General features: G+C 74.3%; 15 protein-coding genes. 7 read left to right on the forward strand and 8 right to left on the reverse strand.

The features are described from left to right. Positions 1-115: 115 nt before the first annotated feature. From ACGFQ9_RS30360 to ACGFQ9_RS30370, 3 genes are all read right to left on the reverse strand, one after another. Positions 116-3,019: an AAA family ATPase gene (locus ACGFQ9_RS30360; protein WP_393578202.1), complete on the reverse strand. Its 2,904-nt coding sequence runs from the start codon at positions 3,017-3,019 to the stop codon at positions 116-118. Between the two features lie 73 nt (positions 3,020-3,092). Further along, positions 3,093-3,344: a hypothetical protein gene (locus ACGFQ9_RS30365; protein ID WP_393578204.1), complete on the reverse strand. Its 252-nt coding sequence runs from the start codon at positions 3,342-3,344 to the stop codon at positions 3,093-3,095. A 119-nt stretch (positions 3,345-3,463) separates the two neighbouring features. Beyond that, entirely contained in the window at positions 3,464-6,820 is a 3,357-nt protein-coding gene (locus ACGFQ9_RS30370; protein ID WP_393578206.1) for a type 2 lanthipeptide synthetase LanM family protein, read from the reverse strand. A 354-nt stretch (positions 6,821-7,174) separates the two neighbouring features. Here ACGFQ9_RS30370 and ACGFQ9_RS30375 point away from each other — a divergent pair, with 354 nt between their 5' ends. Together ACGFQ9_RS30375 and ACGFQ9_RS30380 are read left to right on the forward strand one after the other, a co-directional pair. After that, positions 7,175-7,801: a LuxR C-terminal-related transcriptional regulator gene (locus tag ACGFQ9_RS30375; protein WP_393578208.1), complete on the forward strand. Its 627-nt coding sequence runs from the start codon at positions 7,175-7,177 to the stop codon at positions 7,799-7,801. Further along, positions 7,798-8,457 (forward strand): response regulator transcription factor, encoded by a 660-nt coding sequence (locus ACGFQ9_RS30380; protein WP_393578210.1) that lies wholly within the window; start codon positions 7,798-7,800, stop codon positions 8,455-8,457. The genes ACGFQ9_RS30375 and ACGFQ9_RS30380 overlap by 4 nt, the downstream gene beginning before the upstream one ends. On the opposite strand, the gene ACGFQ9_RS30385 is transcribed toward ACGFQ9_RS30380, so the two are convergent. The 4 genes from ACGFQ9_RS30385 to ACGFQ9_RS30400 are packed head-to-tail and all read right to left on the reverse strand — an operon-like array spanning position 8,450 to position 12,441. After that, the gene (locus ACGFQ9_RS30385) at positions 8,450-9,064 is read right to left on the reverse strand and encodes an ATP/GTP-binding protein (protein WP_393578211.1); all 615 of its coding nucleotides are present in this window, start codon (positions 9,062-9,064) and stop codon (positions 8,450-8,452) included. The two genes, ACGFQ9_RS30380 and ACGFQ9_RS30385, sit on opposite strands and share 8 nt — an antisense overlap. After that, the gene (locus ACGFQ9_RS30390) at positions 9,051-9,578 is read right to left on the reverse strand and encodes a DUF742 domain-containing protein (RefSeq protein WP_393578213.1); all 528 of its coding nucleotides are present in this window, start codon (positions 9,576-9,578) and stop codon (positions 9,051-9,053) included. Before ACGFQ9_RS30390 ends, ACGFQ9_RS30385 begins: the two co-directional genes overlap by 14 nt. Beyond that, positions 9,578-9,988, reverse strand: a complete 411-nt coding sequence (locus tag ACGFQ9_RS30395) for a roadblock/LC7 domain-containing protein (RefSeq protein WP_393578215.1) — start codon at positions 9,986-9,988, stop codon at positions 9,578-9,580. Before ACGFQ9_RS30395 ends, ACGFQ9_RS30390 begins: the two co-directional genes overlap by 1 nt. Beyond that, positions 9,985-12,441: a nitrate- and nitrite sensing domain-containing protein gene (locus ACGFQ9_RS30400; RefSeq protein WP_393578217.1), complete on the reverse strand. Its 2,457-nt coding sequence runs from the start codon at positions 12,439-12,441 to the stop codon at positions 9,985-9,987. The genes ACGFQ9_RS30395 and ACGFQ9_RS30400 overlap by 4 nt, the downstream gene beginning before the upstream one ends. Positions 12,442-12,766: 325 nt before the next feature. Here ACGFQ9_RS30400 and ACGFQ9_RS30405 point away from each other — a divergent pair, with 325 nt between their 5' ends. The 3 genes from ACGFQ9_RS30405 to ACGFQ9_RS30415 all read left to right on the forward strand — a co-directional run bounded on the left by ACGFQ9_RS30405 (position 12,767) and on the right by ACGFQ9_RS30415 (position 14,265). Further along, complete coding sequence (locus ACGFQ9_RS30405) at positions 12,767-13,051, forward strand: hypothetical protein (RefSeq protein WP_393578219.1); 285 nt, start codon at positions 12,767-12,769, stop codon at positions 13,049-13,051. 73 nt (positions 13,052-13,124) lie between these two features. Beyond that, on the forward strand, positions 13,125-13,685 hold the full coding sequence (locus ACGFQ9_RS30410) for a hypothetical protein (RefSeq protein ID WP_393578221.1): 561 nt from the start codon (positions 13,125-13,127) through the stop codon (positions 13,683-13,685). A 7-nt stretch (positions 13,686-13,692) separates the two neighbouring features. Beyond that, positions 13,693-14,265: a TetR/AcrR family transcriptional regulator gene (locus ACGFQ9_RS30415; protein WP_393578223.1), complete on the forward strand. Its 573-nt coding sequence runs from the start codon at positions 13,693-13,695 to the stop codon at positions 14,263-14,265. Between the two features lie 47 nt (positions 14,266-14,312). On the opposite strand, the gene ACGFQ9_RS30420 is transcribed toward ACGFQ9_RS30415, so the two are convergent. After that, positions 14,313-15,785, reverse strand: coding sequence for an MFS transporter (locus ACGFQ9_RS30420; protein WP_393578225.1), 1,473 nt, complete (start codon positions 15,783-15,785; stop codon positions 14,313-14,315). 214 nt (positions 15,786-15,999) lie between these two features. Between ACGFQ9_RS30420 and ACGFQ9_RS30425 the strand changes: the two genes are divergently transcribed. Together ACGFQ9_RS30425 and ACGFQ9_RS30430 are read left to right on the forward strand one after the other, a co-directional pair. Beyond that, a complete protein-coding gene (locus ACGFQ9_RS30425; RefSeq protein ID WP_393578226.1) occupies positions 16,000-17,565 on the forward strand; it encodes an alpha/beta fold hydrolase in 1,566 nt (521 codons plus the stop codon). 12 nt (positions 17,566-17,577) lie between these two features. After that, a complete protein-coding gene (locus ACGFQ9_RS30430) occupies positions 17,578-19,152 on the forward strand; it encodes an alpha/beta fold hydrolase (RefSeq protein WP_393578227.1) in 1,575 nt (524 codons plus the stop codon). Positions 19,153-19,171: the final 19 nt, after the last annotated feature.

Raw genomic sequence — 19,171 nt, forward strand, 5'->3', positions numbered from 1 at the left:
CGTCGCGCCCTTGACGCCGACGGCCGGCACGGAAAGACACTGGGACTGACGGGCAGCCCCCGGGCACCCCCGTGACACCGCCCCAGCGAAGCCCCGCCAACCCCCACCCCCCACCTCACCCCAACACCGACGCCGCGTACTCGCACAGCGCCGCCCGCGACGGGTGGCCGGTCTTCGCACCCAAGGCCGCCACATGCTTCTCCACCGTCCGCGGGGAGATGTAGAGGCGGTCCGCTATGTCCTTGTTGCCGAGGCGTTCCGGGAGGAGCTGGAACACCTCGTACTCCCTCACCGTGATGCCCAGGGCCCGGAGTTCGTCCGGGATGGCGTTCGAGCCGCTGCGGCGCTGGTGGACGGGGGCGCCGAGGCGGCGCAGCGCGGCCCGGCAGGCGTTGGCCACGGTGGCCACGCCGCCCTGGTGGAAGTGGTGTTCGGCGCGGCGGAGCCAGGTCACCGGGTCGCCCCAGCCGTCCTCGTGCGCGGGTTCCGCGATCAGGCGGAGGCCCAGGTACAGGGCGGTCGGGTAGGGCTCCGCCAGGCGCAGGGCCTCCGCGACCGCCGCCTCCGCCTCCTCCCTCCGGCCCTCCCGGCCCAGCAGGACGGCGCCCGCGAACAGTACGAACTGGCGGTTCCACCGCATGCGGCCGGGCGCGGTCGCGGCCACCTCCTCGTACGGGCCGCGCCCCACCTCCCCCGACAGGACGCCGAGTAGCAGCCCCACCCCGTAACGGCCGCTCAGGTAGTACGTGCTCGGGTTCGCGTCCTCCAGCCGGCGCACGGCGCGCAGCTGGTCCGCCGCCCCGGCACGGTTCTCCTCCATGAGTGCACAGAACGCCCGGGCGAGCCCGAGCGTCAGCGGTTCCTCCTGTGAGCCGGCGCCGTCCCAGTCCGCGAAGGCGGACAGCGCGCGGTCCATGGCCGGGCGGTCGCCCCGGTGTGCGGCGAGGGACGCCTGGGCCATCAGGACGTACCGGGTGGCGGGGGCCAGCCTCAGGCGCTGCACCACGGCCAGGCATTCCCCGGCGTTGCGTTCGGCCTCGGCGAACCGGCCGCGCAGGACGCTGTCCAGGATCAGGATGCCGTCGATGGTGTAGACGATGGTGGCGGAGCCGAGCCTGAGTGCCTCGCCGCGGGCGGCGAGCAGCGGTCCGGTGTCGCCTTCGGTGAGCCAGTTGTTGCCGCCGATCCGGGTGAGCGCGTACATCCGCTGAACGGGCAGCCGGTGCTTCTCGGCCGTGGAGAGCGCCGATTCGAGCAGGGCGGTGGCCTCGTCGAAGTCGCGTTCGCGGGCGAGGGTGGCGAGGAGCTCCCATGCCTGGCACACGACCGTCGGCAGGCCGTGGCGTTCGGCGCTCTGGAGGGCGTTGCGGGCGAGTTTCTCGGCGAGCTGGGTGCGGTCCTGGCCGGGTGTGTCCAGCGCCAGGTAGGCGGCGGTGACGTCGATGGGGGCGCTGCTGCGCTCGTCGGGTTCGGCCCGCATGAGGGCTCTGGCCTGGGCGATCTGCCGGTTGCCGTCCTCCCACCGGCCGGCGGTGTGCGCCACCTTGGCGAGCCGGGTGTGCAGGGCGGCGAGGCGTACGGCGTTCAGGCTGCCGAGCGCGTGCAGGTTCTCGGCGAAGCCGAACGCCTCGTTGAAGTGGCCGGCCTCGGCCAGTGCGGGGAGGAGCGCTTCGAGTACCTCGGCCCGCCGTGCGGGGTCGGTGGTGCCCGCCAGCATGCGTTCGGCCCGGCCGAGCAGGGTGATCGCGGAGCCTATGGCTCCGGCGGAGAGCGCCCGCAGGCCGGCATCGGCGAACAGCCGGCCGGCTTCGTCCAGGTCGCCGCTCTGGGAGCGGAGTTCGGCGGCGAGCGGGCACCAGTCGCCGGGGAGGTCGGGATACTGGGCCTGGACGGCGTCGGCGGCGAGCCCGGCCATGGCGGCCCGCCGGGCGGGGGTGAGCTGGGTGAGCAGGGCCTCGGCGGTGAGCGAGTGGCGGAACGCGTACCAGTCGGGCGCGGGCTCGTCGGGGACGACCAGCTGGGCGGCGACGCCGGCGTGCAGGTGGCTGAGCAGGGCGCGGTCGTCGACACCGGTCATCCGCTGGAGCACGGTCAGCGGGAAGCGCCGGCCGATCACGGCGGCCGCGGAGAGCAGGGTCAGCCCCTGCGGGCCGAGCCGGTCGATGCGCCGCAGGATGCCGCGGGCCAGTGCGGTCGAGACGTCACTGCGCAGGTCGCCGACGACCCGCCAGCCCACGTCGCCCTGCACCAGCGCCCCGCCGCTGATCATGCTCTGCAGCAGCTCCTCGACGAGGAAGGGGCTGCCGGCGCTGTCGTCCCAGAGCCGGTCCAGCGCGGCGGCCGGCACCCCGTCGGGACCGGTCCCCAGCTGCGCGGCGATCACGGCGCCCACCTCGGGGCGGGTGAGGGGGGCCAGTTCGAGGACGGCGCCGGTGCCGCGCCGCCGGGAGGAGTCGGCCATGTCGAGCGCGTCGCAGGGTTCGGAGCGGATGGTGGCCAGCAGGACGACGGGGGTGTACTCCAGGTTGTCCACCAGGTACTCGACGACCGCGAGGGTCTCGGGGTCGGCGTCGTGCAGGTCTTCCAGGAGCAGGAGCTGCCCCTCGGGCGGCGCGGTGGCGATCAGCAGCCGCAGCACCGCCTCCCCCAGGATGATCATCGAGCTGCTGTCCTGGGCCTCGCTGCTCCAGTCCGGTATGAGCCGGCCGAGGGCCGGCCGGTAGGGGCCGAGCGGCAGGTCGTCCATCGGCCGGCCGCTCCGGAACAGCGACATCAGGGCCTCGGTCAGCGGCCGGAAGGGCACGGTCGGCCCGGTGGTGCTGCTCCGGCCGCGCAGGACTCCCATGCCCGAGTCGAAAGCGATTCCCACGGCCTCGGCGGCGAGCCGGGACTTGCCGATGCCCGCTTCCCCGACGAGGAAGACCACACCCCCACGCCCTTCGCGCGCATCGTCCAGAACCTGTCTGATCTCGGCGACTTGGGGGTCGCGACCCACGAGGTGACGCGCACGGGAACGCATGGCGAGATGCTAGTTCATACGAACTGTTCGATGTCCCGCCGAAGTTGGCCTTTTCCCTGAGGTCGGAAATGCGTCACGCACTGGCTTTGATGAAGGAGACCGAGGTGTCGAGCTGACCGAGGCTGATGACGATCCCGCTGGTGAGGACCATTCCGGAGAGGGCGCGGGCGCGGGCGCACATCCTGTTCCGGCCGGAGAGCGTGATCCGGCCGGCGGCCATGCCGTCGTCGACGGAGGAGGAGGTGGAAACGGAAGGGGAGGAAGGGGCGGAAACGGCGGGGGTGGAGACGGCGGCGGACTCGGCGGAGACGGTGTTCTGCTGCATGGCGTGTGGGCCTTCCGTTGAGTGGAGCCTGGGGGAACGGGAAGTGCGGTGAGGCAAGCGCGAAGTGCGGCGAGCGGGAAGCGCGGTGAGCGGGAAGCGCGGTGAGGCGAGCGGGCCGTTCAGTGCGTGGTGTGGTCGAGCAGCTGCACCGAGGGGACCGACTCCGGGAAGCCGAGCCGCAGCAGCCCGTATCCGATGCCGGACAGTCCGGTGAGCAGTCCGGGGGACGGCACCCGATCGGGGGTGCCGCACCGGTGGCCGTGTTCGAGGAGCCGGCCGAGGACGTGCGCGGTGCGCCGGGTGAGGGCGTCGCGGGCTCCGGTGCGGCCCCGTGCGGCGAGCACCGCGAGGGGTTCCAGGGCGCCGAGGACTCCGCTGTGCAGGGCGAGGTCCGAGGCGTACGGCGCTTCGCCCAGCAGGTGGGTGCACCGGTCGAGTTCGGCTCCGGCGGAGGGCAGGACGTCCGCCGCGGCCAGTACGGTGCCGGCGAGGCCGGCGTACCAGCCGGAGCCGCCCTCGCCGGGCCGGATCAGGGCGGTCTCCAGCGCGGACCGCAGCAGGGCCGCGCCGGTGTCGGCGTACGGTCGGGCGCTCGGCCCGGGGAGGGTCCGGGCGTACCGGAGCAGCGCCCAGCCGATGCCGGCGTCGCCGTGGGCGAAGCCGGGGGCCGGGGTGTGTCCGCCGAGCCGGTCGAGCAGCCGGTCGGCGATGCGGGCCGCGAGGGCGGTGGCGGTGGCCCCGGCCCCGCCGGGGGTGCCGGACACCGCCACTGCGGCGGCGAGCGCGCCGGCCAGTCCGTCGGCCAGGTCGCACGGGATCGCGACGTCGGCGCCGCCCTCCCCGAGCCCGCCGCCCCAGGCGCCCGCGCCCCCGGCCCCGCCGAGCGCCGCCCGGCCGAGCGCGGTCAGCGCGTCCGGCAGGCACTCGCCGATACGGCCCCCGCTCCCGCCTTCTCCGTCCAGCAGGGCGGACAGCCGGGCCACGGCGTAGACGATGCCGCCGGTGCCGTGCAGGGCGCCCGGTCCGACGGCCGCGCTCAGCTCCGGGTCGGAGGCGAGGACGGAGAGCAGCGCGGGCAGCGGCCGGGCCGCCTCCCGGGCCAGTTCTGTGTAGCGTTCCGCGCCCGCCAGGACGCCGATCTGTGCCAGGAACAGTGCGACCCCGGAGTAGCCCTGGGCGAGTCCGCCGCCCATCGGCAGTACGGCCCAGTGTTCGCCGGCCACCTGCTCCAGACCCAGCCAGTTGGCGCGGCCGGAGCCGCGTACGGCGCGGGCGGCGATCTCGTCGGCGATCCCGCAGGCGGCGGTGAGCAGCCGGGACGGCTCGGGGACCACGGCGGGCGCGTACCGTTCGGCGAGCACCGAACGGGGCCAGGCCGAACCGCGGTTGACCCCGGTGACGGCCAGCGTCGCGGAGATCACCCACTCCTGGTCGTACCGGTCGACCTCGCTCATCGCGGCGATCTTGTCCTGGGCGGCGCGGAGTCCGGCGACGGGGAGCACCCCGTCGAGGCGGCGGCCGCGGGCGGTCAGGACCGCGGTCCCGGCCGGCAGGTGGAAGAACAGCGGCACGTCCCCGCACCACAGGTCCGCGATCTCGTCCTCGATCAGCCGCTGCCGGGCCGGGTCGTGTGCGGACTCCGACCACAGCAGGGCGAAGACCGACTCCCGGGCCAGGGCGTCGCCGAGCACGTCCGGGTGCGCGGACTCGTCCAGCAGCGTCGCGTACAGCCGGGTGGAGCGTGCGATCAGCCGGCCGGCACCCGCCTCCGCCCAGTGGTCGAGCAGGCCACCGTCACCGGCGGTGCGCTCAGGACGGGGGGTGCCGAGGAGCTCGTCCCTGTGCACGGCGATCGCCTCGTACCCGGCGCGGAAGCCTTCGAGCAGCGCCGCCCGGTGGTCGGTGTGGCCGTCGGCCCGGCCGGGGCCTTCCGGCCGGTTCCTGCCGGCCTTGCAGGTGACCGGCGCCCGGCGGACGCGCATCTCGTCGGTGCCCGCGCCCTCCCAGCAGACCTCGTCGCTGGGGTAGGCACCGCCGTCCCCTCCGCCCAGGGAGGAGATGTCCAGGGCGCCGTTCTCCCCGATCAGCAGGCTGGGCAGCAGGCAGGTGCGGTGTACGGAGGCGGCCAGGGCCTCGGCGGCGGGGTCGGGCCCGGCGGTCATGGCGGGCGGCAGTCCGGAGTGGAGCAGGGTCTCGGCGTCCACCAGGACCGGCTGGTCCCGGCAGGCGATGACGTTCTCGTAGTGCATGTCCACGCCGTCGACCGCGTAGAGCAGTGCGAGCAGCGCGCCCTGGCGCCGGTAGAAGCGGTCGAGTTCGGTGACCGTGGCGCAGCCGTGGTGCTCGATGAACTCCAGCCAGCCGTAGCCGCTTCCGTGCACCGAGCGCGGGGTCCGCAGGCCCAGTCCGGGCACCTTCGCGTTGAGCCAGCCCACCGCGCCGTCGAGCAGCGCGTGCTGAGCGAGCGGGCGGGGCTTGTACACGACGGCGGCGCCGTCGGCGAAGTGCAGGACGGCCACGGAGCGGTTGCCCTGGTGGGCGTCGCCGCGGCCTAGGTCCACGCGGACCAGCGGTCCGGGGTCGGTGCCGCGGAGCAGTTCCTTGACGATCTCGGGGCGGTCGGCGGTGTACCGGTCGACCAGTTCCGCGGTGGCCTCCGCGGCGTACGCGCACGCCTGGCCGAGCATCCGGGCGAGCACCGGGTAGCGGGTGAACAGGCCGGCCAGACCCGGTGCGGTGCGCAGCTCCCCGAGGAAGGCCGCGAACCGGTCCTGCGGGGTCCGCCCCGGCAACCGCCCGGCCGCACGGGCCAGGTTGAGCTCACGGACCAGGGTGCGGGCCGCCTGCCGGGTCAGCTGCTCTCCGAGCCGCTGCTCGAAGCCGGCCCGCACGGCGGCCAGTTCGGCGTCGGCCGCGCCGGCGGCGCCGGGCGCCGCGGCCACCTCGGCCCAGGCGGGGCCGATGAGCGGGCGCAGCGCGGGGAGGAACAGCGCGGCCCCGTCGGCATCGTCCATGTGGTCCCGGCCCGCCGCCGACCGCGGGGCGCCGGCCTGCCCGGCCTGCCCGGCCTGCCCGTACTCCTCAAACTCCTCGGACTCCTCGGACTGCCCGGACCGGTGAAGCCCTTCGGGCCGCCCGGCGACCGCCTCGACCACCCCGACCGCCCCGACCGCCCGCTCGATGTACGCCGCCCAGTGCGGCTCCGCCGCGCGGGCGCCGAGCCGGGCCGGCGGCTCCTCCGCGAGGGCGTACGCCATCCGCTCGTCGATCCCCAGGCTCGTGAGCCTGGCGGCGAACCCTGCCGGGTCCCCGCAGTCCCACGGTGCCGGCCGCCCCCCGGCGGAGGCCGCGGCGCTGCCCTGCGCGGCGGGCGCGTCCGGGGCGTCGAGCCTCTCCCGCAGGGTCAGGCCCCGGGCCCACCACCAGCGGGGGAGGGCGCCGACCTGGGTCTCTCGGTCAGTGGCGGTATCAGTCACGTGGAAAAGCTCGCAGAGCCCGCCGCCCCCCACATGGGGGGAACACCCCCATATTCTGCGCCCCCTCCCCCACCCGCCCCCACATACGTACGCACCCGGGGGCGCAGGCCCGTCCCCGGCCCCTCCACGGCCCCGCCCGCCCCGCCCGGAACCGCTCCGGCCCGCGGTGCCGCCCCGCCGCACGGCCCCCGCCCCGTACGCGCCACGAGCTCGGACGACCACCGCGCACGCTATCTGCGGGGCTTGCTCACGCACCTTTCACAAATGTGGGGGCCACGGCCCGATGCAGCGGCCGGACCCCCGCGGCCACTCTGCTGTCCGTCACCCCTCACCCATGACCACTCGGAGGACCTGGTGGGAAACCCCGTCCCTGTCGACGTCGTCGCCCTCGACCCGGTGCTGGAGGCAGGCACCAAATCCACTCTGTTCAGCTGCCCCGAGGTGTCTCTGACACCCCCCGGCGGTGCCCCGCGGGTCGTGGTCATGACGGTGGACCAGGTCGGTCACCCCGAGCTCGACGTCCTGCGCTCCATCCGCGAGGCCGCGCACCGCCCCGACGTGGTCCTGGTCGCCGGCGAACTCGTCCCCGGCGGCGCGCTGCACGCCATAGCCGCCGGCGCCCGCGGGCTGCTGCGCCGCCGCGAGGCGGACCCCGCCCGGCTGTCCCGGGCGGTGCTGGCCGCGGCCCGCGGGGACTGCACCCTTCCCCCGGACCTGCTGGACCTGCTGCTCAGACACTCCGGCGCGGGCGGCCGGGACGAGGATCCGGCCGGCACCCCGTGGGCGGACGCGGGACTCACCGACCGCGAGCGGTCCGTGCTGCGGATGGTCGCCGACGGACACGAGACCAGCGAGATCGCCCAGAGGCTGTGCTACTCGCCGCGCACCGTGACCACGGTGGTGCACGACATCACCCAGCGGTTCCGGCTGCGCAACCGCGCCCACGCCGTGGCCTACGCGCTCCGGACGGGACTCCTGTGAACGCCCCGGCCGGCGCCCCCGCCACGGAGCCCGCCGTACCGGCCGTCGACCGCGTACGGGTCCACGTGGTCGCCGGCGGTCCCGGCGGCACCGCGCCCGAGCCGCTCGCCCGGATCCTCGCCGCACCGGGGACGGGCCTGTCCCCGACCGCCGAACCGGAGCCGGACACCGTGGTGGTCGCGGTGGCCGCGACCGTCGAGGAAGCCCTCGCAGCCTGCCCCGCCGGCCGCGGCCACCGGCTGCTCGCCATCTGCGACACGGTCACCCCGGCCGGGCTACGCCGGGCCATCGAGGCCGGTGTCCTGGCGATCCTGCGCACCGACGACCTCACCCCGGCACAGCTGGTCGCCGCCGTGCACTGCGCGCACCAGGGCGACGGCCGGATGCCGTACGCGGCGCTGGTCCGCCTCCTCGGCTCGGGACCGGCCCCGGCGGTTCCCCGGGCCTCGGCCCTCCCGGAGGCACCCCTGCTGACGGCCCGCCAGACCGCGGTCCTCCAGCTGATGGCGGAAGGCCATCCCAACGCGGCGATCGCCCGCGCCCTGTCCTGCTCGGAGCACACGGTCAAGAACGTCATCTACGAGCTGATGGGCCGCCTCCAGGCCCGCAACCGCGCCCACGCGGTGGCCCGCGCGGTCCGCCACAGCCTCATCTAGCGGCGGCTCCGGCCGCTGCGCCCACCCCTGCGTCGGCGGCGGCGATGAGCATGTCCAGCAGGGCGAGCAGGATGCCGCGGACGTCGCCGCGGTCGCGGGCGTCCAGCATCAGGACGGGGGTGTCCGGGTTCCGCAGGTGGAGGGCGGCGGCGATCTCCTCCGCGGTGTAGGGCTGTTCGCCGTGGAAGCAGTTGGCGCCGACCACGAACGGCAGACCGCGGCTCTCGAAGAAGTCGACGGCCGCGAAGCTGCGGTCCAGGCGCCGGGTGTCGACCAGGACGATCGCGCCGAGCGCCCCGTTCAGCAGGTCGTCCCACATGAACCAGAAGCGCTCCTGGCCGGGCGTGCCGAACAGGTAGAGCACCACCCCGGCCTCGGTGAGCGTGATCCGGCCGAAGTCCATCGCGACGGTGGTGACCGCCTTGGACTCGATGCCGTCGAGGTCGTCGACGCCCACTCCAGCGGCCGTCAGCCGCTCCTCCGTACGCAGCGGCGCGATCTCGGAGATCGTCTCGACGAGGGTGGTCTTGCCGACTCCGAACCCCCCGGCGACGAGGATCTTGACGGGGGCCGCCTGGGTGGAGGCGGTGGTGTCATATCCGGGCAAGGTTGTCCCTGATTCTCATGAGCAGGTGGACATTGGTGGTCTCGGCCCCGTCCAGGGGCGGCCGGTGGTGGATCAGGCCGCGCTCCGCGAGTTCCCCGAGGAGCAGCATCATCGGGGTGAGGCGGATGTGCATCCGCGCCGCGATCTCGGCGACCGCCCGGCCGTCCGGTGCCGGGCACATCGCGAGGATGGCCCGCCACTCCGTGGGCAGCCCGCTCCACGCGTCCTCGGTGACCGCCGCCGTGATCGTGGTGTCCATGGTGAGGACGGTGACCGGCGCGGCGGTACGGCCGTCGGTGAGGGCGTAGAGCCGGGTGCGCCGCCGGGCCCGGGGCCGCGGTTCGTCGGGCTGCCGGAACTCGACGGTGTCCTCCGGGTCGTCCTCCTCCGCCGGGTCCACCTCCTCTCCCGGTTCGACGGCGTCCCCCGGCTCGGTCCCTTCCTCCGGCTCGACGGCGTCCCCCGGGGCGGCGCCGGCGACGCCGCCCGTCCCGTCCTCGTCCCCGTCCGGCATTACGCGGTGGGCGCGGGAGGCTGCGCCCGCTCCGGGGTGCCCAGCCACTCGCCCAGCGCCTGGGCGGTCCGGACGGCCTCCCCGCCGAGCTCGCCCAGGCGCGCCTTGCGGGAGGTCACGACGATGAGCGTGCTGCCCTCCCCGCATCCGACGATGCAGAGGTACCGCTCGTCCATCTCGACCAGCTGGCGGATCACGCGGCCGCCGTCGATCTCCCTGGATATCGCCTTCATGGTGGAGGCGACGCCGGAACAGGCCGCGGCGATGCGCTCCGCCTGGTCCCGCTCGAGGAGGTAGGCACTGAGCCCGATCCCGTCGTTGGACAGGAGCACGGCGCCCTGGATGCCGGCGATCCTGCTCAGGTTGTTGTCCAGGACGCTGTAGATCATGTCGTTGGGTGTCGTCGTCATCCCTGATCCTGTCGGAGCTCTTCTTCCACTGTCTGGGTCCCGTGTTCGTAGTCCGCCCAGGCGTCGGCCACCTCTTCGGGCGTGGCCGGCTCCGGGTCGGTGACCGTCTCCGGTGCCCTCGGTCCGCGCAGTTGTTCCGTCATGTGGGTCTGCGGGACGCGTTCGGGGAGGGCGGGCCGTGCACCGCGCTCGGGGAGGGCCGGCCGCGGTCCCCGCGCGGCGGGCGCGGGTCGCGGGTCGCCGCCGTCCCGGGCGGCCGGGGGTTCGGACCGGCGGCGGCTCGGCAGCCCGGCGGCGGTGGGTACCGGCGCCGGCTCGACCGCCCGCGGGCCGGTCGCGGCCGCCACCAGGGGTACTGCCGCGGGCACGGGCACGGGCCTCGCGGCCGAGGGCACGGCGCCGGCCTCCGGCGCGGGCTCCGCCGCGGACTCCGATACGGACCCCGATGCGGGCTCCGATGCGGGCTCCGATACGAGCTCCGGCGCCGACGTACGCGTCACAGCCGCGCGAGTCACGGGCGCGCGGGTGCCTGCCGCGGGGATCGTCTCCGCCGCCAGCAGTGCGCCCGGCAGCACCACCACGGCCGAGGTCCCGCCGAACACCGAGCGCCGCAGCGTGACCGTGGCGTCGAGCTGTTCGGCGAGGTGGCCGACCACGAAGAGGCCGAGCCGGTGCGCGTTCTCGGCGAGGACCGCGTACGGCGGGGCGGAGTGCAGGCGCCGGTTCATCTCCTCGTAGCTGGCGCCGCTCACCCGCGGACCGCGGTCCTCGATCTCCACCGACAGGCCGTCCGCGACCCGTTCGGCGCGGATCACCACGCGCGAGCGCGGCGGGGAGAAGCGGGTGGCGTTGTCCAGCAGCTCCGCCAGCAGGTGGCTGATCTGGCTGATGAACTGCGGCTCCACGCTCGCCTCGTCCAGCGCCTGCCGCTCGATCCGCCGGAAGTCCTCGACCTCCGCGGCGGCTTCGCGCAGCAGGTCGGCGATCCGCATGGGTTCGGTGTGCGGGTCCGGGATCTCGCCGCCCGCGAGGATGAGCAGGTTCTCGATCTGGCGCCGCATGCCGACCGTCAGCTGGTCGGACCGCATCAGCCGGCCGAGCAGGGCCTCGTCGTGGCCGAAGGCGTCCTGGAGGTCCTCGGTGAGGGCGAGCTGGCGGCTGACCAGGTTCCCGGTGCGCGAGGCGATGCCCGAGGCGAACGCGCCGAAGCCGTGCCGCTCGGCGGCGAGCTGCCGGTGCCCGTCCACGGACACGGCGACGACCCGGGCGAACGCGTCGTTGATCCGCCCGACCTCGTCCTGGTGCCCGTGGACCTTCGGCAGCACCGACTCGTCCACGGGCCGGCCGCTGTCGAGCCGGGCCACGACGTCCGGGAGGATGCGCTCGGCTACGGCCACCGTACGGCGGTGCAGGCCGTCCAGGCGGCGCAGCACCGAGCGGGTGGAGAACACGACGACCGTCACCACCAGCAGCAGTCCGGCGCCGCTGAGGCCGATCAGCCAGGCGACCTCGGTCTGCAGCCGGGCCGCCTTGGCCTCGCCGCGGACCAGGACGTCCCGTGCCCGGTCGATGTTGAGCGTGGCCATCTGCACCGAGACGTTGCCGTGGGCGGCCCGCCAGCCGGCCACCTCCGCGGGCAGTTTGATGCCGGTTTCGGTGTCCTTGTTCTCGTAGATGATCGCGTTCTCGATGCGCGTCTTCGTCTGCCAGTCCGGCGAGGCGGCGACCCGTTCGTAGAACGCCCGGTCCCCTTCGGGGAGATACGGCACGATCCAGGTCTCGTACAGGTAGCGCTGGGCGCCGACGGCGCTGGTGAACTCGTCGAAGCCGGACGCACTCAGCACCCTGGAGGGCCCGGCCAGGGCCAGCACCGCGTCCTCCCGGGCCACCATTTCGGAGGCCGAGAGCATGGACACCACGGGCCTGCTGGCCTGGGTGAGTTCGGCGTCCTCGGCGTGGCTGAACTCCTGCTGGTACACCCGGATGATCTCGCTGATGGCCCCGGTGTAGTAGCCGAGCGCGCTCTCCGCCGTGCCGACGCGGGCGTCCGCGCGCTGGCGGGGACCCCCGATCGACTGCAGGCGCCGGGCCACGTCCCCGAGGGTCCCGTCCGTACCGTCCACCGCCCGGCCGAACTCGGCCGCGGCACGGTCGGTGGCCGCCCGCCGCTGCCGCAGTTCCGTGTCGGCGCCGGGGGTGCCCGCCCACCGTGCCGCGGTCGCGGTCCGTTCGGCCTGCAGGTCGACCAGCAGCGTGTACAGGGGGGCACCGACCCGCTCGCTGGCCGCCACGTCGGCTCGCAGGTGCGCCGACTGGTCCAGCAGCCGCTCGGCGTTGAGCACGGTCTGGGCGCCCATCGCCACGGTGGGGACGACCGCCAGCCAGATCAGCAGGGTGCGCAGCCGCACCGTACGCGGCCGCCGGGGCTGCCGCTGCCGGGTCGTCAGGGGCACTGCCGGACCTTCGGGTTCTGCTGGGCCTTCGGTTTCTGTGGAAGACATCGTTCCTCGGGGGCGGCTGGGCAGCGGGCGGGGAGCGGGAGACAGCCAGTCTGAAGGCGCTGATCATAACCAGCCGGACGGCTGAATCGGATACGTTGATTCCGATATCGGCAGATGCTATGAGCGACACGCCCGTTGCCGCCCGGAGTCCCGATCGGAATCCAACCGCGATTCCCCGCCTCCCACCCGGCGGTCCCTCCGGGTGGGCCGCATCCTGTCGGGCGAGCCGCCCGCGCGCCCGGCACCCCCGTACGGCACCACGTCCTACGGTCTCCCCATGAGCGAGATTGCCGTGCTGTACGAGCTCGACCAGACGACCGCGGGACACGGCCCGGGGCACACCCCCGGGCAGCAGCCCGAACCCACCGTCCTCCGCGTGCACGCGGCGCCCACCGCCCCGGACCGGGCCGACCTCCCGGGCCCCCGCACGTTCTGCGGCCGGGACACCTTCGCCATGATCCGCTCCCGGTGGGTCCCCTCCGCACACCCCGGTTCCACCTGGTACCCGCCGGAGTACGCCGAGCTGGCCTGCCCGGCCTGCGACGACGCGGCCGGGACCTGAGCCGGCCGGCGGGCCCCGGCCCCGCCGGCCCACACCATGGACCATCGGTGTGTACCACCAGTACACTCCACTCATGCGCACCTACCGTGCCCAACGCCTCCCGCATGTCCTCCTCGTCAAGACGGCCGGCACCGCACTCGTCACCGCGCTGCTGGCCCTCCCCCTCTGGGCTCCCGGACGGGGCCGCGGTCTCCTGGGCGAGATCGCGGCCCAGGGTCCCGCCGGCGCCCTCCTCACCCTGACCGTCTTCCTCGCGCTCGTGGCGCTGTACTGCCGCGCCCTGCAGCGCACCCTGACCCTGATACCCGCCGGCACCCGGGCCGCGTCGCCCGCCTCGGTGTGGTGGATGTTCGCGATCCCCTACAACTTCACCGAGGACTTCTTCATCGTCCGCAACGTGGCCGCGTCCCTGGCCGCGGACGGACGCGTCCCCGTACGGTCCGTCCGCCGCTGGGCCCTGTTCGGCCACGGCTGGTGCACGCTGCAGATCCTGTCCCTCTTCCCCGGGGCGGCGGGATTCGCGGGCGGGGTCCTCGCCCTGCTGCTGTGGGCGGCACACTGGGCCATGACGGTCCGGGTCAACCGCGCCCTGGCCGCCCGCCCGTACGCCGCCCGGCTCGCCCACAGCACCTGAGGACCCCATGCCGCTGCCCCGCTACCACCGGCTGCCGGCCGACGCGCAGACCGCCCTGCTCGCCGTCGCCCGCACCCACTTCGCGCGCGACGGCAAGGACGCCGCCTCCTTCAACCGGATCATCGCGGAGGCCGGCATCTCCAAGACCTCCGCCTACCACTACTTCGACGGCAAGGAGGACCTGTTCGCCGCCGTCCTCGAGGACACCGCCGCCCGCACCCTCGCCGCGCTCGGCCCGTGGACGGCCGTGGACACCCCGGCCGCGCTCTGGGAACAGGTCGGCACCGGCACCCGCCGGCTCCTCGCCCACCTCCGCGAACACCCGGACGACCGCGCCCTGCTGGCCGCCGGCCGGCACGGCAGCCAGGACCCCGGCCCGTGGATCCGGGACCTGGTCGGCAACGGCCTGCGCATCGGTGCCATCGCCCCGGACCCGGACCCGGAACTGACCACGGCCGCCACCCAGGGCGTCTTCGACGCCCTGGACACCTGGGCCCTCAGCCACCCCGACCGCCCGGAGGACGAGCTCGCCGACGCACTCGTCGTCCTCCTGTCCCGCCTCTGGAACGCCCCCGCCTGACGAGGCGTCCGCCGCCGGACCCGGCGCGGCTCCGGCGGCCGACGGCCTCAGCGGTGCTCCGGCAGCCGGCGTGCCAGGAGCCCGGTGGCCACCGCCAGGACCGCGAGCAGCCACGCGCAGCCCTGGAGTGCCCCGGTGAAGTCCCCGGCGGAGAGGTGCGCCTGCGTGTCCTGCGGATCCGCCCCGAGCAGGGCGACGAAGACCGCCCCGAGCACGGCGACGCCGAGTGAGCCCGCGAGCTGGATCACCGTCAGCACGATGCCCGATCCGGCGCCGGCCTCCTCGGGCCGGACGGTGGCGAGCACCGTACCCAGCAGCGGCGCGCTGACGAACCCCTGGCCCACCCCGGCGGCGAACAGCGCCGGAGCCATGGCCAGCGCCTCCTCCGGCCCCGGAAGGGCCCGGCCCGCCAGGACGCCCGTGGTCACGACGAGGGCGAGGTAGGCGGCCACCATGGTCCCCGCGCCGAGCAGCAGGACGGCGTTCCCGTGCCGGGCCGCGAGCCCCTTCCCGTAGAGCGAGGCACCCGCGAACCCGATGCCCAGGGGCAGGAACGCGATCCCCGAGGCGAGCGGTGACAGGTGCAGCCCGTCCTGGAACACGTAGGCCAGCAGCAGGAACAGCCCGTAGTTCCCGGCGTAGAAGACCAGCGCCACACCGAGCCCCACCGCGAAGCCCCGGACCCGGAACAGGGAGGGCGGCACCAGCGGCGTCCGGCCCGCCGCCTCACGCCGCCGCTCGACCCGCCACAGCGCGGCCAGGGCGAGCGCCGAGCCGGCGAACGCGGCCCACACCCAGCGCGGCCAACCGCTGCCGCCGCCCCGGACGACCGGGTAGACGAGCAGCGTCATGGCGAGGGCGGTCAGCAGCAGTCCCGCCACGTCCGGGGACGTACGACCGGCCGCCTTCGCCTCGGGAAGGACACGGGGCACCAGTGCCGCCGCGAAGAGCCCGATGGGCACGTTGACCAGGAACACCGAGCGCCAGCCCAGGCCGAACGGGTCGGCGCCGATCAGCAGGCCGCCGACGAGCTGCCCCACCACCGCCCCCAGCCCCAGGGTCGCCGCGTACAGCGCGAGGGGCCGCCGCCGCTCCGGCGGCGGGAAGATCACCTGGATCAGGGAGAGCACCTGCGGCAGCATCAGCGCCGCGGCCAGCCCCTGCCCCACGCGCAGGGCGATGAGCACCCCGGTGGACGGCGCCGCCGCGCACCCCGCCGAGAGCGCCACGAAGCCCAGCAGTCCCGCCAGGAACACCCGTTTCCTGCCGTACGCGTCTCCGAGACGCCCTCCGCTGGTCAGCGCGGCGGCGTAGGCCAGGACGTATCCGCTGATCACCAGCTGGATGTCGTCGAAGCTCGCGTCGAGGTCGCGCTGGATGGAGGGGGCGGCGACGTTCACGATCAGGACGTCCAGGATCCCCATGAAGGCCGCGAGGAGCAGGACGGACAGCGCCCACCGCTCTCGCCTTCCGCTCCGCCCGGACCCGGGCACGGCACCCCCCGGTGTCAGGTCAGCCATCCCCCCGACGATCGCACGCCCGAGCCCCGGCGCGTCCACTCCGGACGCACGTCGCACCCGAACCGCGCAACGGAGTACGGCGTACGCGGGAGCCCGGCCTCCGTGTGCGCGGGTCCGGACCTGCCGGTAGCGTCGGTTACGTGCGTTCCGCCCGCATCGCCGCGATACCGCCCGACGGCCGGGCAGCCGTCGAACGGCAGAGGAACGGGATCACATGGCAGAGCACAGCTTCAGTACCGGGGCGGCGGCTGCCGCGGCGGTCGCAGCCCTCCTGACGGCACTCGGCCCGGCGCAGGCCGGCGCCACACCACCGCACACCGGCCTCACCGGTGGGGCCGGGCCCACCCCGGCCCCCGCGTCGCGCTTCGTGCCCGGCCCCTGCCCGAAGACCCCCGAGCCGATCGAAGCACTGGCCACGGCGAAGTGCGGCTTCCTGGAGGTCCCCGAGAACCGCGCCCGTCCCGGCGGCCGGACGATCCGGCTGGCCGTGGCGGTCATTCCCGCCGCGTCGGCGAAGCCCGCCCAGGACCCGGTGGTCTTCATGTCGGGCGGCCCGGGCGGCGAGACCTTCGACGACATCCCCTTCCTGGTCGACTCCGGCCTGAACCGGGACCGCGACCTGATCGTCATGGCCCAGCGCGGCAACCTCTACGACAAGCCCAACCTGGCCTGCCCGGAGCTGGACCGCTTCAACGCCGAGTCCGTCGGGCTCCCCTCCTACGCGCCCTCGACGGAAAAGCTGATGCTCGACGCGGTGAAGCGGTGCCGGGACCGCCTGACGGCCGACGGGACCGACCTGAGTGCCTACAACAGCACCGAGAACGCCGCCGACTTCGCCGACCTGCGCACGGCGCTGGGCATCAGGCAGTGGAACGTCTACGGCCACTCCTACGGCAGTGACCTGGCCACAACCTACCTGCGCCTGCACCCCCAGGGGATCCGCGCGGTGGCGCTCGACTCCATCGCCCCTCCCCAGTCCGTCTCCCTGCCGTTCGGCTGGGCCAGCGCCCGGGAGGGCCTCGACAACCTCTACGAGGCGTGCGCGGCCGAGCCCCGCTGCAAGAGCCGCTACCCGGACCTGGAACGCACCCTGAACGAGCAGGTGCGCAAGCTGGAGGCCAAGCCGCTGGCGCTGAACGTCCGGCCGCCGCAGGGTGGGGACCCGGTGAAGGTCGTCCTCGACGGCGGCGCCCTGCTGAACGTGCTGGTCGCCAGGGCGATCCCGTTCGCCGACGTCCCTGCGGCGATCGACGAACTCAGCCGCGGACGTCCCGAACGCTTCGCCCGGGCCCGCGCCGCCGGTTCGGTCCAGAACGTCGGCGAGACCGCCCACGGCATGACGAATTCGGTGGTGTGCAGCGAGTGGGTGCCGGGGCACCCGGCCTCCGACGTACTGGACGCGGGCCGACGGGCCTTCCCCGAATGGCCGGACCCGGTCCTGGCCCAGGCGCCCCAACTTGCCTTCCAGAACCAGGTGTGCCATGTCTGGAACGTCCCGGACCGCACCGCCACGCAGCGGGTGGCCCCCGCCGGCTCGGTACCGGTGCTCTTCCTCAACGGGACGTTCGACATGAAGACCGGGGCGAGCTGGGCGCAGAAGACGGCCCGCACGCTGCCCCACGCGACCACCGTGCGGATCCCCGGCATCGGCCACTGGGTGGTCCCGCAGTCGCCCTGCGCCCAGAAGGTGCTGGCGTCCTTCCTCACCCGTCCGACCGCGCCCGACACCGGATGCGTGGCGGGCCTCGGGTGGGAACCGTTCACGATCACCCCGAAGTGACCGGGAGAGCAGATGGCACGCGCACACGTACGACGGCTGCGCGCCGGGTCGGCCGCAGCGGCGACCGGCATCCTCGTCACCGGCCTGCTGACGGTACCCGCGAGCGCGCGGCAGGAGACGCCCGGCGGAGCGACCGGAACCGTCGCCCGCACCGTGGGCGACGCCCGCTACGAGCCGGGCCCCTGCCCGAAGACGCCGGAGCCGATCCCCGCCCTGAAAGGAGCCCGCTGCGGCACGCTCACCGTGCCCGAGAACCGCGACCGGCCCGGCGGGCGGAAGATCACCCTGGGTGTCGCGATCGTCCCCGCGGCCACCGCCGAACCGAAGTCCGACCCGATCGTGTGGCTCGCCGGCGGCCCCGGAGACGATGCCGTCGGGGAGGCACAGATGGCGGTCGACGGCGGCCTGAACGGCGACCGGGACCTCATCCTCATGTCCCAGCGCGGCACGTACTCGGCCGAGCCCAATGCCCTGTGCCCCAACATCGACGAGTTCAACGCACGCGCGGTCGGTCTCGTCTACGACGCGCCGTCCACCGGACGCCTGCACGTCGAGGCCACGAAGGCGTGCCGCGACAAGCTGGCGGGCCGGGGCATCGACCTCAGCGCCTACAACGACATCGAAAGCGCCGCCGACTACGAGGACCTGCGCGCCACCCTCGGCATCAGGCAGTGGAACCTGTACGGCATCTCCTACGGCACCCACCTGGCGCTGGTCTACATGCGCCTGCACCCCGACGGTCTCCGCTCGGTGGGCCTCGACGGCATCCTGCCGCCGTCCACGGGCGGGTCGGCCGCTACGTGGAGCAGTGCCCGGCAGGGCTTCGACGGCCTGTTCAAGGCATGCGCGGACCAGCCGGCCTGCAACAAGCGCTACCCGAACCTCCCGGCCACCTTCGACAAGCTCGTCCGCGACCTCGAAGCCCGACCGGTCACCACCACCGTCACCCTTCCCGGCAGCGACAAGCCGGTGAAGGTCGTGCTGGACGGAGGCGCCCTGGTGAACTGGATGACCTCCGCCACGCACGTGGCACCCCAGGTGCCCATCGCCCTCGACGAGCTGGCGCACGGAAAACCCGAGCGGATCGCCCGGCAGTGGGCCGGCGGCAAACTCAGCCCGCAGGCCATGGGCAGGAGTGCGCACGGCCTCACCTACGGGGTCTTCTGCAGCGAGTGGACGCCGTACGAGAGCCAGGCCCAGGCGCTCCAGGGCGGACGGGAAGCGTTCCCGACCTTCCCCCGTTCCGTACAGGCCCAGGCTCCGCAGCTCACCTTCCTCCGACCGGACTGCGACGTCTGGAACGTCCCCGCGGCGCCGCCCTCGATCCGGGACGTCACGCGCGGCGACATCCCCACCCTCGCCCTGTCGGGGAGCTTCGACTCCCAGACCGGCGCGGACAACGGGCCGTACGTCGCCCGTACGCTGAGCAAGGCGAAGGTCGTCACGGTCCCCTACGAGCCCCACGTGGTCTTCGCGACGTCGAAGTGCGCCCAGTCCATCGCACGCTCGTTCTTCAACACCCCGACCAGCCCGGACACCGGCTGCCTCGGCACCCTGAAGGCCCCGAAGTTCGAGATCGGCCCGTGAGGCCCCCCTGCGGCCGCCG

Source organism: Streptomyces sp. NPDC048603, from assembly GCF_043199475.1.
GTDB lineage: Bacteria > Actinomycetota > Actinomycetes > Streptomycetales > Streptomycetaceae > Streptomyces.